Source organism: Paenibacillus sp. RC73, from assembly GCF_044908085.1.
GTDB classification, from domain to species: Bacteria; Bacillota; Bacilli; order Paenibacillales; family Paenibacillaceae; genus Paenibacillus; species Paenibacillus terrae_A.
This window is the reverse complement of the sequence record NZ_JBIYCV010000002.1, coordinates 553511-567509: the sequence shown is the minus strand read 5'-3', so window position 1 is coordinate 567509 and position 13999 is coordinate 553511. Positions and strand designations below refer to the sequence as shown.

Annotated in this window: 11 protein-coding genes; all 11 read right to left on the bottom strand. The window is 47.9% G+C overall.

All coding sequences use genetic code 11. The annotated features are described in order from the left end of the window. Window positions 1-2: 2 nt before the first annotated feature. Entirely contained in the window at window positions 3-1298 is a 1296-nt protein-coding gene (gene asnS / locus ABH897_RS06280; RefSeq protein WP_404591371.1) for an asparagine--tRNA ligase, read from the bottom strand. Window positions 1299-1433: 135 nt separating this feature from the next. Further along, window positions 1434-2630 carry an acetate/propionate family kinase gene (locus ABH897_RS06275; protein ID WP_044648435.1) on the bottom strand — a complete coding sequence of 399 codons (1197 nt, stop codon included), beginning with the start codon at window positions 2628-2630 and terminating at the stop codon, window positions 1434-1436. Further along, window positions 2627-3499 carry a 3-hydroxyacyl-CoA dehydrogenase family protein gene (locus ABH897_RS06270; RefSeq protein WP_044648436.1) on the bottom strand — a complete coding sequence of 291 codons (873 nt, stop codon included), beginning with the start codon at window positions 3497-3499 and terminating at the stop codon, window positions 2627-2629. The genes ABH897_RS06275 and ABH897_RS06270 overlap by 4 nt, the downstream gene beginning before the upstream one ends. Before the next feature lie 136 nt (window positions 3500-3635). Continuing rightward, window positions 3636-5138 carry an AAA family ATPase gene (locus ABH897_RS06265; protein WP_283652214.1) on the bottom strand — a complete coding sequence of 501 codons (1503 nt, stop codon included), beginning with the start codon at window positions 5136-5138 and terminating at the stop codon, window positions 3636-3638. Then, on the bottom strand, window positions 5131-5664 hold the full coding sequence (locus ABH897_RS06260; RefSeq protein ID WP_044648438.1) for a hypothetical protein: 534 nt from the start codon (window positions 5662-5664) through the stop codon (window positions 5131-5133). Before ABH897_RS06260 ends, ABH897_RS06265 begins: the two co-directional genes overlap by 8 nt. 652 nt (window positions 5665-6316) lie before the next feature. Further along, the gene (locus tag ABH897_RS06255) at window positions 6317-7099 is read right to left on the bottom strand and encodes a (S)-acetoin forming diacetyl reductase (protein WP_283652215.1); all 783 of its coding nucleotides are present in this window, start codon (window positions 7097-7099) and stop codon (window positions 6317-6319) included. A 647-nt stretch (window positions 7100-7746) separates the two neighbouring features. Next, window positions 7747-8271 (bottom strand): cell wall elongation regulator TseB-like domain-containing protein, encoded by a 525-nt coding sequence (locus ABH897_RS06250; protein WP_283652216.1) that lies wholly within the window; start codon window positions 8269-8271, stop codon window positions 7747-7749. 37 nt (window positions 8272-8308) lie between these two features. Further along, window positions 8309-9610, bottom strand: a complete 1302-nt coding sequence (locus ABH897_RS06245; protein WP_283657124.1) for an amidohydrolase — start codon at window positions 9608-9610, stop codon at window positions 8309-8311. Continuing rightward, window positions 9597-10250 carry a redox-sensing transcriptional repressor Rex gene (locus ABH897_RS06240; protein ID WP_283652217.1) on the bottom strand — a complete coding sequence of 218 codons (654 nt, stop codon included), beginning with the start codon at window positions 10248-10250 and terminating at the stop codon, window positions 9597-9599. The genes ABH897_RS06245 and ABH897_RS06240 overlap by 14 nt, the downstream gene beginning before the upstream one ends. A 45-nt stretch (window positions 10251-10295) precedes the next feature. Continuing rightward, window positions 10296-13163: an ATP-dependent DNA helicase DinG gene (gene dinG / locus ABH897_RS06235; RefSeq protein ID WP_404580071.1), complete on the bottom strand. Its 2868-nt coding sequence runs from the start codon at window positions 13161-13163 to the stop codon at window positions 10296-10298. 156 nt (window positions 13164-13319) lie between these two features. Next, entirely contained in the window at window positions 13320-13967 is a 648-nt protein-coding gene (locus ABH897_RS06230) for a tetratricopeptide repeat protein (RefSeq protein ID WP_404518944.1), read from the bottom strand. Window positions 13968-13999: the final 32 nt, after the last annotated feature.

The window sequence follows — 13999 nt, the reverse complement described above, 5'->3', positions numbered from 1 at the left end:
GGTTACGGATACAAACGATACAGCATACGTGGGAACGGAATCGTTTCACGCACATGATCTAGTCCACAAATCCATGCTACCGTACGCTCCAGTCCCAGTCCAAAGCCGGAATGCGGAACGGTGCCGTAGGTGCGCAGATCCATGTACCATTGGTAAGCTTCACGCGCCAGGTTATGCTCGTTAAAACGTTCTTCCATCAAGGCCGGATCATCAATCCGTTGGGAACCCCCGATAATTTCGCCGTAGCCTTCTGGAGCGATCATATCAGCGCACAGGACAACCTCCGGACGAGTTGGATCAGGCTTCATATAAAATGCCTTAATGTGAGTCGGCCAATGTGTAATGAACACTGGCTTGTTGTATCTCTCAGCAATAGCCGTTTCATGCGGAGCGCCAAAGTCCTCGCCCCAAGGGATATCGAATCCTTCTCCTTGAAGGAAAGCAATCGCCTCATCATACGTAATGCGCGGGAATTCTCCCTGAATTGGCTCCAGCTTCGAAACATCGCGTCCGATCGTTTCAAGCTCTTTTGCACAATTTTTCAGCACTGATTGTACGATATGACTCACAAACTGCTCCTGTACGCGCAAAGATTCCTCATGATCTACAAAAGCCATCTCCGGCTCGATCATCCAGAACTCAATCAGGTGACGACGTGTTTTAGACTTTTCCGCACGGAAGGTTGGACCAAACGAGTATACCTTGCCAAGCGCCATGGCTGCCGCTTCCATATACAACTGTCCGCTTTGTGTCAGATAAGCATCCTCGTCAAAATATTTGATATGGAACAGCTCTGTTGTGCCTTCTGCGGAAGAAGGAGTCAAAATTGGCGGGTCCACCTTTGTAAAGCCATTGCCGTTAAAAAATTCCTGTACCGCACGGATAATTTCCGCCCGTACGATCAGAACCGCGCGTTGCTTGGCGGAACGCAACCACAGGTGACGGTGATCCATCAGGAAATCTACACCGTGTTCTTTTGGCGTGATCGGGTAGTTTTCTGTCAAATGAATGATTTCAATGCCCGTTACCGTTAATTCAAAGCCGGATTGGCTACGCGGTTCTTCGCGCACAACTCCGGTAACATACAAAGAGCTTTCTTGTGTCAAGGATTTGGCATCATTCCAAATGTCCTCGGACACCTCGCTTTTCACGATAACCCCTTGAATATATCCGGTACCATCGCGCAGTTGCAGGAACTGGATTTTACCACTAGATCGTTTGTTATTTACCCAAGCGCCGATTGTAACCGTTTCCCCTACATGGCGGCCCACTAGGGCAATCGTACTTTTATTCGTCATGACCGTCTCTCTCCTCTTAACCGAAAATCAAACAGCCCTTCCCCCTGGGTCAGGCTGTTTGCTCTCGCTGTTTGGTACATACGGAACCTATTTAAGTGATAGCCCGTATGCATAAAGTTTAAACTTCGGGTCGAACTACTGAACCAGACGGTACGTGTCGCGGGCAATAACCAGCTCTTCGTTCGTCGGAACGATCAATACATCAACCTTCGAATTTGCTGTTGTAATCCGGCGAGGCTCGCCAGAACGAATAGCGTTCAACGATTCATCCAGCTCGATACCGAGGAATGTCAGTTGCTCCAACACTCTCTTACGCAGAACGACGGAGTTTTCGCCTACACCTGCCGTGAATACGATCACGTCTACCCCATTCATTGCCGCGGCATACGAACCAATGTATTTGCGCAGACGGTATTCATACATTTCAAATGCCAATGTAGAATTAGCTTCGCCTTTTTCCATACCTTCCGTGATTTCACGCATATCACTGCTGATACCGGAGATAGCCAAAAGTCCACTGTGCTTGTTCAGCATGGAGTTGACTTCATTGACGGTCAATTCTTGCTTGTTCATCACATAAGGCACGATTGCCGGGTCCAAATCACCACTACGTGTCCCCATCATAAGTCCTTCCAGTGGAGTCATACCCATGGAAGTATCTACGGACAAACCGCCTTGAACCGCTGTTACACTACCGCCGTTACCGATATGACAAGTGATGATTTTCAACTCTTCCAAAGGACGACCGACGAATTTGGCGGCTTCCTTGCTTACATAATCATGGGAAGTACCGTGTGCGCCGTAGCGACGGACCTTGTACTTATTGTACAACACTCTTGGAATGGCGTACATATAAGCTTTTTCAGGCATCGTTTGATGGAATGAGGTATCAAATACAACAACCTGCGGTACATCCGGCATATTCAATTCAGCCGCTTTAATACCCATCATGGAAGCCGGGTTATGCAATGGCGCAAGGTCGAACAAGCGGCGGATTTCACTCTTCGCTTCAGGCGTTACAACCGCTGACTGCTTGAAGATTTCGCCTCCATGAACAACGCGGTGTCCCACAGCCTCAATTTCGCTAGTGCTGGAGATTACACCATGTTCCGCATCTGTGAGTGCATTCAGCACTTTACGGATCGCTGTAGTATGCTCCAGAATTTCGCTAACCTCAGTGTATTCTTCTTTGTTGGTTGGCTTATGCGTCAGGATGGATGAATCCATACCGATGCGCTCGACCAATCCTTTTGCCAGAACGGACTCGTCCGACATATCATACAGCTGGTATTTCAGGGAAGAACTCCCTGCATTAATTACGAGAATTTTCATACCCGGTCACCATCCTTGTCGTACTTAAAGAAGCCTTCTCCTGATTTCACGCCCAGATTACCTGCACGCACCATTTTCTTCAGGACGATGGACGGACGATATTTCAATTCGCCGAATTCACGGAACATGCGCTCCAGAGCAGCCAAAACGGAATCCAGACCAAAGCGGTCAGCCATTTCCAAAGGACCGCTTTGGAAGCTGTAGCCGATTCGCATAGCATCGTCGATATCTTCAGCGGAAGCTACGCCCTCTTGAAGAACGTGAGCTGCTTCATTAATCAGCAGGCAAATGATACGGCTTGTTACAAAGCCCGGGGATTCATAAATCATAACCCCTTTTTTCTCCACTACTTCTTCAACAAACATTTTTGTGTTTTCAAACGTATCGTCCGAAGTTTTCAAGCCACGAATAATTTCCACAAGATCAATGCGGGATACTGGATAGATAAAGTGCATACCAATAACACGCTCAGGATACTTGGTCGAGCTGGCAAGCTCGGTCAGGCTCAGCGTGGATGTATTACTTGCAAGAATAATGTTGTTTGGACACACATAGTCCAGTTCTTGGAAAACAGCTTTCTTCTCGTCCAGATTTTCTGTAATGGTTTCAATGACCATGTCACAGCTTCCAAGCTCAGCCAAATGAGAAACTTTCTGGATGCGGGATAAAATCAATTTTTTCTCCGCTTGTGTGATTGCCCATTTTTCCAGTTGCTTGTCCAGACTCGTTTCAATCATATTGTAGGCGTAGTCTAGTTTCTCTGGTGTCTGCTCTACCAACAGCACATCAATTCCTTTGGACGCGAGCATTTCAGAGATACCCTGTCCCATGGTGCCGCCGCCGATGACGCCGATTTTTTTAAATTGCATGGTTCTTTACTCCACCCTTTCCTGGTCACTCTCTTATATTGTATCCTTCTTTGTCGAAAAATACATGTTTATGTCCCAATAGCTAATAATATCTTAGCACGGACTAAAAGTAAAAAAAAATAACCAGCATAAAAAATTATGCTGGTAATAGAGCATTTTCACTAAATTGACATCTAAATTGATCCCCGGACAGGGTTTCTTCCTTCATAAGGATGTCAAGAGAGTTGTCGAACACTGGACGATGCTTTTCGAGCAGCTCCAAAGTACGGTTATGAAGGTCGTCCATAATCTCACCATTTTCGCGCATGAGTTCTTCTTTCGTTACCATTTCCATGTTAATAATGCCAAGTGAAGTCAAACCGGAAGTCATCATCGTATGAACAATGTTCAGCGCCTGCTCAAAATCGTTGCTAGAGCCTGTACTGCGACCGCCATAGTACATTTCTTCCGCCGTAGCTCCTGCGAGCGAGATCATGATCTGCTCCTCCAGGAACTGCTTAGTATACAAATAATGCTCTTGCTGTGGATTGTGCCGCACATAGCCGAGCGCTTTCCCACGCGGGCTGAGCGCTACCTGGCTGACACTGCCCGGACGAACGATTTCAGCCATAATAGCATGTCCCAGTTCATGAATCGCTACACGTTTTTTCTCTTCCAACGTTGATTCACGATCCGTTTTCTCACCCATCATCACCTTGTCAATCGCCATCGACAGATGCTTTTGCGCAATCGTTTCCTGTTCCTGTCTCATCGCATAGATTGCCGCTTCGTTCATGACACTTTCCAGCTGTGCACCGGAAAACCCGTAGGATTCCTCAGCAATTTTGTCCAGATTCGCCTCTTCCTGAATCGGTTTGTTTTTGGCATGGATTTTAAGAATATGAAGACGGCCCTTCTTATCAGGCAAGTCCACTTGAATATGACGGTCAAAACGCCCCGGACGCGTTAAGGCGCTGTCCAGCATTTCTTTACGGTTTGTAGCCGCAATGATCAAAATGCGCGGAGTATCTGCTGAATAGATGCCATCCATTTCAGTCAGCAACTGATTCAAGGTTTGGTCATATTCACGTTGCTGTCCACCCTCACGCTTGCCGCCAATCACGTCGATCTCGTCAATAAAAATAATAGCATTTTCCTTCTTTTCCTTGGCTGCACGAGTGCGGGCCTCCCGAAACAGCTCGCGGACACGGCCTGCACCAACACCTACGTACATTTCAACAAACTCACTGCCTGAAGCGGCAACAAATATAGAATTGGTATAGTGCGCAGCTGCCTTCGCCATCAGTGTTTTCCCGGTTCCCGGAGGGCCTGTAAGCAAAACACCTTTTAATGGACGAATGCCAAACTTGGAAATTTCATCATGCCGATTCAAAAAATCCAGCGCTTCACGCAGCTCCTGCTTGGCGCTTTCTTGCCCGCCGATTTCCTCAAAAGTCAGCTTGTCCGGGCCATTCTTTTTACGTTTACGTTCTTGCCCGGCCCCTACAGCCAAACCTCCACGTGCATGCATGAGCATTAACAAGCCGCTGAGCATCAAACCTGCGATAAGAAAAGGGATAATATTCACCCCGATAAAAATGAGAAATATAATGGTCACCGGCACAATGCCGATTAGTGCTTCCTTGATCCATCTAGGCATTAGGCCATACCCCCATTTGCTGAGATTGACGTGGCAAAACGATAAACTTGGTCGCTTTGCCTTCGCTGAGTCGGATATAGACGTTGTTTGAATCCATATCGGTATCGGCCTCGATACCGGTTTTTTTCTTTTTCATCTGCTCGACGGTAGATGAAATTTGGGTGTATTTTTTATTTTCCATCGCTTCCGCTACCGGAAACATGGCCTCAGACCACCACTGGTTCAACGCTGGATTGGAATGATCCGCAATTTCCAGCTTAACTGTACGGCTGCCAATGATGGACTGTCCTTTTTGCTTAACTACATTGACCAATCCGGCGACATCTGCCTGCGGTTTGAGATCCAGATTCAAAACAACCTGATCCGGTTTAATATCTATTTGAGCGCTTGTGACGCCGGGATATTGGGAAACCAGTTTTTCCAGAGGACTCTGCATTGTAAACTGACGGTAAATAAACCATCCTCCAAACAACAGCGATGCTGCCAGAACCGCCGCAACAACGATAGGAACTGCACGTAATTTCAAATAACATCCTCCTCTCAAAATGTAAAACACAGAAGAAACGGGACGAATGTCAACACATAAACCAGACTGCATGATCTACAGTGATCAGCAGGTCTTTTTCTATCATTTTTGTCTATCACTTATAAATTATAGTATATCATAACGTATATCTAATATCGAAGGCAATGTGTGGGGGAGTTGCGATAAGGCAAAATCATTGGTTATGGTGGTGGGAGACGCTCCGTGAATGATTTGATCTTACGATCGCTGTTGCCATGGGATTTTTTTCGATTACATTCTTAAGGGGAAAATCCGGCGGCAAGTATATGCTTCCGAAGCGAGCTTTCTTTCAGAAAGCTTTCGGCGAACGCTATCGCTTCTCCAGATTCAAATCCTCCACTCCGCTACTGCACAGCCATAAAGATGAATTTGCCTTAGGAGAGAAGTTGGGTAGATAAAGATGCTTTGCTGGCTTTCAGCCAAGCTTCGCGGAGTGAGTTAAAAAGACGTAAATACGAATTTTATCGTATTTACGTCTTTTTTTTGTTGTGATGTCTACTTCTTTTTATGTGTAAGAAAAGATTCTCATACAGCATTTTAGCTCTCATATTGCAACCTTACACTATATCTAAAAAGGATTCATAATTGCGTCATAATACAACCTTTAAATCTTTTAAAGGAACATCATGCCACCGTCGATCAGTGGGGATTGTCCTGTCATGTAATCGGAATCAGGGCCTGCCAGGAAGGATACGAAGGCAGATACGTCTTCCGGTGTAGAAAGACGGCCCAGGGCAATTTTACTGCCGAATTCCTTGGTCGCATCGCCAGTAGCTTCACCTTTGGATGCCGTAATTTCTTTATCAATGCCACTCCACATTGGCGTTTGTACAATGCCGGGGCAGTAGGCGTTAGCTGTAATACCGTATTGGGCATATTCCTGAGCGGCGGTTTGTGTTAGGGCACGAACTGCAAATTTGGTGGCGGAGTAAATACCCAGGTTGGCATTACCGACATGGCCTGCCTGAGAAGAGGCATTGATGATTTTACCACCATGACCCAGTTCCTTGAACTTGGCGGCTGCTGCCTGAATGCCCCATAATACACTGGTCACATTGATGTGGAACAGCTTGTCAAAATCAGCCAGCGTGACATCCTCCAATAGCTTGGCGGGAGCAATCCCCGCGTTATTTACAATGACATCAAAGCCACCGAGTTTTTCAGATGCTTCCTTTACAGCCGCAAAAACCTGATCCCGGTTGGAAACATCGACTTTAAGCGCAAGCGAGCGCCCTCCTGCCTTTGTAATCTCACCAGCAACACTTTGGGCCGTTTCTTCATTCAAATCCACGATTGCCACTGCGAAGCCATCTTGACTGAGGCGTAAAGCAATAGCCCGTCCAATCCCTTGACCTCCACCCGTTACTAATGCAACTTTCCCATTCACTTTACCCATGTTCATGAATCTCCTTTTTGTATAAGTAGTCATGATAACATAGCCACAAAATTATGGGTTACGTTAGTCTGCACCTATAATTAAACCATTTTAAGGAAAAAAATATTATGATATATGTAATAGACTTCATGTTTAACCTGTTTAAGGGAAATTCAAGTGATACTATAATAAACACTTACCCAAACAAAAAAACTAAAAGACGCAAATGCGAGAAATATCGCTTTACGTCTTTTTAGTCTTCAATGATTCAAAACTACACATTCTTTTATAAGACAATGTCTTCTAATTTCACATATCTTTTTTAGTAAAAACGATTTTCCAGTTCGTACAGAATTAGTTTGGTGTAAAACCCAAAACGGAGACAAGCGCAGCGGCGTCCGTGCCCCCTACCCCCCAACTCCCATAGAAAGAGTGGTGTTTGGAGTAACTCCATCGCGATCAGCCAGCGGAGTGGGCCATTTGAATCTGAAGAAGCGAAGCGTTCGCCTGAAAGCTTTCTGAAAGAAAGCTCGGTTCGGAAGCATATGCTTGCCGACGGATTTTCCCCATAAGAATCTAATCGAAAAAAATCCGTCGGCAACAGCGATCGTAAGCTCAAATGGACCACGCAGCGCTCTCACACCACCATCAGCCACTCTTCACCCAGCTCAATTATTAGGCAAAGTATACTTTACCCCCATCGATCCCCCATCCGAGAAGCGATAAAAGGTATAGTAATGATGACTGCCGTCATCGTAAAACAACTGCCACACATATTGACCGTTAAACACACTCGGCTCAAGCCTTACAATATCTATACCCGGAAGCTGCTGCTGGATCATGGCTGTCATTTTTTGCTCGTCGACTCCGTTTTTAAGTAGCTCGGTATGAACACCACTATTATCTGCCACAGGCACATTAGGTTGACCCTCCACCTTTTGAAAAGGGACCCACACCATAATATTTTCATTCTGAGCATTTTTCCCTTGTACCACCCAGTATACCTGATCCCACACCGACTTCCACGTCTGAGTCGTGGTAACCAGACCACCCGATTGCTTGGCCTTTACGATAGCGGCATTTCTCTCAGTCACCTGATCTTGAGTAACATAGGAATAATACCAGAAAATGCTGACCAGGACCAGTATGACGGCCAGAATGGCGACCACTATCCATTTTTTCTTATTTTTCAAACCTGTGCTTCCTCTCTAAGGGGATGTGACACCTGAATTAGCGCGACAGCAGCCCTTCAAAGGCGGCTTGTGCCTCATGCTTGATACGTTCCTCATCCATAGTCAGGCACTCACCGTTTTTCACAACCTGACGACCGTCAACCCATACATGGGCCACGTCTTTGGCGCTTGCAGAGTATACGGCATGAGAAATGAGATCCGTATGCGGCAAGAAATGAGCCTGATTGAGATCGAGCGCGATAAAGTCAGCCTTGTTGCCTGCTGCCAGCGCCCCTACCTCATTCAAGCCAATCGACTTCGCTCCGTACTCCGTTGCCAGACGCAACGCCTCACCCGCAGGAACTGCGGTTGGGTCCCCAGATACTCCCTTGTGAATGAGTGCAGCCAGACGCATTTCCTCAAACATATCCAGGTTATTGTTACTGGCGGGACCGTCTGTTCCGAGAGAGACGGTAACGCCTGCACGGAGCAGATCAGGCACTCTTGCCACACCGCTCGCCAGCTTCAAGTTGCTGCCCGGATTATGCGAAACCGCTACACCACGTTCAGCCAGCAAAGCTATTTCTTCGTCATTCAAATGAACAGCATGGGCAACAAGCGATGGACGGGAGAAAAAGCCGAGCTTATCCAAATGCGCAACCGGGCGCAAGCCGTAGTCGCGTACGTTTTGCTCTACTTCGGCAATGGTTTCGGACATATGCGTATGCAACGGTAAGTCCAGATCATGCGCAGCCTGCACGAATTTTTCGATAAACGCAGGCGGACACGTATACGGCGCATGTGGAGACATCATAGTCGTAATGCGACCGTCTGCTTTTCCATGCCAATTACGCGCAAAATTCACAGCCTCAGCCAGCTTGATCCGCTGCTCTTCCTCCGAACATAATCCAATCGCTCCACGCATCAGACTGGCACGGATGCCGGACTCTTCAGCTACACGAGCCACCTCGTCCATATGATCATACATGTCCAAAAAGGTGGTTGTACCGCCTTTCAGCATTTCCAGCACGGACAAGGACGTACCCCAGTACACATCCGTAGACGTAAACTTGGCTTCCATCGGCCACATTTTTTCCTGAAGCCATACTTGAAGAGCCAGATCGTCCCCATACCCGCGCAGCAGGGACATCGCCGCATGACCATGTGTATTAATCAGGCCAGGTAAAAACAGCAGCCCGTTACCATCAATCGCTTCCGTCTCTTCCTCACCCGCTGGCAAAGTCTCGCCAATATAGGCAATGCGGCTGTCCTCCACGATCATATAGCCGTGGATTACCCCCGCTTCCGATCTGTTCACGGCAAAAGAGCCGTTTTTAATCATCCATTTATTCACCGTCATGTTGCATATCTTCCTTTCCGTCTTCCAAATAATAAGCGAGGCTTAACAAATCTGTTGTAAAATCTGTGGCATGTATTCGAATATTTGCTGGTGCCTTGAGAGTGGTCGGCGCAAAGTTCAAAATCGCTCCAATCCCGCTATTTATGAGCCTGTCAGCCACGTTCTGCGCTTCAAAATCCGGTACGGTAATAATCCCGATCCGAATGTTTTGTTCCTTCACGGTCGCTTCCAGTTCATCCATTGGCTGTACGACCAGCGTATTGATCCTGGTTCCGACCTTATCTGGCACAGCATCAAATACTGCTACAATTTTCATATTGTCTTTTAAATAAGCATTATAATTCGAAAGGGCTTGCCCCAGATTACCTGCTCCGACCAATACCACGTTAATTTGCTGGTCGATTTTCAGGATATGGCGTATTTTCTCGATAAGATAAGTAACATCATAGCCGATACCCTTACGGCCAAAATCTCCAAAATACGCGAGATCCTTACGAATTTGAGCCGGATTCAAATCCAGTCTTTGTCCTAACTCCTGGGAAGAGACCGTAGCCACCTCCCGTTTGTGCAGTGCATTCAGATAACGTAAATATACGGGTAACCTCCGTACGACAGCCTCTGAAATTTTATCTGATTTCATACATGCTCCCCCTAATTGTAACGGACATGTTAAGATGTCCGTCCGTTATGCCTCTGTCTCCGGGGCGGATTGGAGCCACTCGGCGATACGGGGCACCATTTGCTCCGTCGGCATATGCTCCATTTTTGGTCCCGGTAACGAGTACAAAAAGTGCTTCCCGTAATAGGATTCAATCACACGCGTATCGTAAACGATAACAACCCCGTGGTCGCTCGCGGTACGTACTAGACGTCCAAATCCCTGTTTGAAGCGAATGACAGCCTGTGGAACAGACAGCTTCATAAAAGGATTTTTCTTCTGCTGCTGGAGCAGCTCACTTTTAGCCTCCAGCAGCGGGTGATTGGGCGGTTGGAACGGCAAGCGGACGATAGCCAGACACGTCAGCGCCTTGCCCGGAATATCGACGCCTTCCCAAAAGCTGCTGGTTCCCAGCAACACAGAAGCTTTGGCTTCCTGAAAACGTCGGGTCAGCTTGCTGCGGCTCCCACTGTCCACGCCCTGCCCCAGCACGGTGATGTCGCTGGATGCTAACGCCTCCTTAAGCGGCTCATACACCTGCCGGAGCATGCGATAGGAGGTAAAGAGAACGAGCATTCTCCCCCGCGTCGCTTGGGCAGTCGAACCTAGCGAGCTGACGAGCATATCTACAAAATGCTCATCTCCTACACTGCCCTTCACGCTCGGAAAATCCCTTGGAATGACTAGCAACACCTGATCCCTGTAGTTAAAGGGTGAAGGGAGCTGCGTAGTCATCAGCCGCCCTTGATCTGCGGCCTCCTGCAAGCCGAGCTGATCGGTCATGTACTGAAACGACTTATCCACCGACAAGGTAGCAGACGTCAGAATAATGCTCCTTTTTTTGTCAAAAAACATTTCTTTCAGCTGGCGGCTCACATCGACGGGCACCGCATAAAATTGTAGCGACTTGCTGCGGAATTGCCCGCTCGCTTCGAGCCAATATACGGTCGTCTCATCATCCATCCGCATGAAAAAGCGCAAGCTTTCCCTAATGCCTGCCAAATCCTTAAGCAGCCCCGTAATATCTGTAATGAGGCTGTCAGCCGCATAATCGTCATGTTCTTCTTTCACGTCGAGCATCAGCTTGTCGCCCTTGCGCAAAATTTCGCTCAACGTTACATAAACCTGATTTTCCAGCGCAGCAGCCTGATCCCACTTGGCAGGCTTGGCCGACGGCTTGAGACGGGAAGAAAACTGCCCTGTTTCGCCCGGTGTCGCATCACTTCGCTCCGGCAGCATACCAAACAGCTTGTCGCTCAGCAGATCCCAAGTCTCCTTGACCTCCAGCACGAGTGGATATATCTGGTCGATGGTAGAAGCCCAATCCGTCGATTTCTCATGCCCCGACTTTGCCAACTGCTGACGCAGCGAAGGCAATTGTCCGTTCTTGCTGTCCTTGAACAACCGGGTCAGCGTATGCACGAGTGTGAAATATTTCATATGCATTCCCAGGTGCTTACCAGCGACTTCCTCCAGATGATGCGCTTCATCAATCACCAGATGCTCATAGCTCGGCAACAGCTGATGACTCGCTTTTACGTCCGTGAACAGCTTCGAATGATTCGTAATGACCACATCGGCTATTCCCGCCTCGTGGCGCGCACGATGATAAAAGCATTTGCGGAACCATGGACAAGAACGCCCAAGACAGGACTCCGAATCACTGGCCACCGTTTCCCAAAAATCTCCGCCACGATTGCTCAGATTCAGTTCTTCATCATCACCGGTTTCCGTCAATGTCAGCCAGACGATCATCTGGGCCGCTGTAATTAAATCTTCCTTCGGCGTTGCGAAGTCTCTTCTGTTTATTTTATGTTCAAACTTACGCAGACACAAATAATGTCCCCGGCCCTTAAAAATGGCAGCCCGGAACGGGAACGGGATCACCTTGGTCAGCATCGGAATATCACGCTCGCGTAATTGCTCCTGTAGGTTGATCGTATGCGTACTAACCATGACTCGCTGTCCATTTTTCACACTGTGATATAGCGAAGGGAGCAAATAACCGAGGGACTTGCCTGTCCCCGTACCCGCCTCGATCAACAGGTGCTTGTCCTCACTCAGCGCCTGATTGACACCCTCAATCATTTGCGTCTGCGCTTCGCGTTCCTCATATTGGCTCAAGGATGAACGTAAATTGTCTCGCACATCATCCATGTATTCCTCAAAGGAAACGCCTGCCAGCGGATTGGGGTCGTCCTCTCTGCGAGGAGCATTTAGCTCCGTCCAATCCTCTACCTTCAGCGCAAGCTGACGAAAAAACTGATGACCCTCCAAATCCTGAATAGGATCATGCTCTTTGTCTTCACGCACCCCGTCCAAAAACCATCCGAGGTCACTGTCTTCCTCCGCGAACAAATCGCTGAGCCGCTGTATCGTAATCAAAGGCAGCGCGTGAAGCTCATCCAGACATTTTAAAAACACCTCAGCCGTAGCCAACGCGTCGCTGTCTGCCTGATGAGGTCGGTCATGCGCCAGCCCGAACTCAGAAGAAACAAAACCCAGCTGATAGGAAGATAGCGATGGAAACATGATTTTCAGAAAATCCATCGTATCCAAAATTCTGCCAGTAAACGGCAAGTACCCGCACCGATCCAAAGCGTTTTGCAAAAAATTAAAATCAAACGCCACATTATGACCGACCAGCACGACATCGTCCAGCATAGGCACTAGCTCCATCATCATCTCTTCGAGGGCAGGAGCATCCTTGACGTCATCGTCTGTAATCCCGGTCAACCCGGTAATAAAAGGCGGAATGGATCTGCCAGGGTTCACATAAGAACCGTAAATACGGGAAATGCTGTTATCATGATCTATAATTGCAAGTCCGACTTGAATGATGTCATCCGCGGACTGGGTGCCTGTCGTTTCAAAATCCAATACCGCAAATTTCATTCAACTTAATCCTTTCTTTTGACACATACAAAAATAATAACTCTGTATAACAGCATAGCAGAAGATCGCCTGTTTGGAAATTAAGACAGCCAAAAAAGACGATGCACACACCGCCTGGGAAGGTGGGCATGCCTCGTCTCGATCGGTGTCTGACAACTATAGCCAGGTCATCATGGAGCTGTCGTACCGAAGCATTTCGGCACCGGACAAACAGGCTTCCATATTGTGCAGCGGCTCGGGTAACGCAGGATCGAACTGATGCGCGAGAGCAAAACATTTTTGCGCCTCCTCTACATCAGCCTGCTTCGCCATAAGACAGCCCAAAGCATTATAGATGACCGCTTTCAGCCCGGACTGCTCTGTCAGGTGCAGCACCTTCTGAAAATGGCTCACAGCCTCCGCTGTATCCTCCAGTTGAAAATACGCCATCCCCATATACATACGGCTCTGCCAGCTGTTTGGAAAATGCTGTAGCACCTGTTCAAACTGACGGATGGCCTCAGGATACATAAGCAGTCGGTAATACCCTTGACCCCGATTAAAGGCTGGCAACTCCTTTTCAGGCAGTTCCTTTTCAGATAGCTCCGTGTCAGACATACCGGACTCAGCGGAAAAACCAGCAGTCCGCAGTCGAACCATTTTTTCCTCAAAGGCCAGCCATTCATCCATAATTCCGTCACTCATTCTCCGCAGCAAACTCCAGTGCTGTAGCAACTCCTGCCTGCGGGAGCCCTGGGCTGATGGGTAATGCTTCACGATATCATCTAACATGCTGTTCATTTCTGCGAATACATGCTGGAACATGTGCATCCCGCCCTTACGAAAGATGGATTAAT

Excerpts from the sequence above, each read along its gene's own strand:
- dinG (WP_404580071.1), bottom strand. The coding sequence starts at position 13,163 with ATGAAATTTGCGGTATTGGATTTTGAAACGACAGGCACCCAGTCCGCG.
- ABH897_RS06230 (WP_404518944.1), bottom strand. The coding sequence starts at position 13,967 with ATGTTCCAGCATGTATTCGCAGAAATGAACAGCATGTTAGATGATATC.
- ABH897_RS06275 (WP_044648435.1), bottom strand. The coding sequence starts at position 2,630 with ATGAAAATTCTCGTAATTAATGCAGGGAGTTCTTCCCTGAAATACCAG.
- ABH897_RS06240 (WP_283652217.1), bottom strand. The coding sequence starts at position 10,250 with ATGAAATCAGATAAAATTTCAGAGGCTGTCGTACGGAGGTTACCCGTA.
- ABH897_RS06245 (WP_283657124.1), bottom strand. The coding sequence starts at position 9,610 with ATGACGGTGAATAAATGGATGATTAAAAACGGCTCTTTTGCCGTGAAC.
- ABH897_RS06255 (WP_283652215.1), bottom strand. The coding sequence starts at position 7,099 with ATGGGTAAAGTGAATGGGAAAGTTGCATTAGTAACGGGTGGAGGTCAA.
- ABH897_RS06265 (WP_283652214.1), bottom strand. The coding sequence starts at position 5,138 with ATGCCTAGATGGATCAAGGAAGCACTAATCGGCATTGTGCCGGTGACC.
- ABH897_RS06270 (WP_044648436.1), bottom strand. The coding sequence starts at position 3,499 with ATGCAATTTAAAAAAATCGGCGTCATCGGCGGCGGCACCATGGGACAG.
- asnS (WP_404591371.1), bottom strand. The coding sequence starts at position 1,298 with ATGACGAATAAAAGTACGATTGCCCTAGTGGGCCGCCATGTAGGGGAA.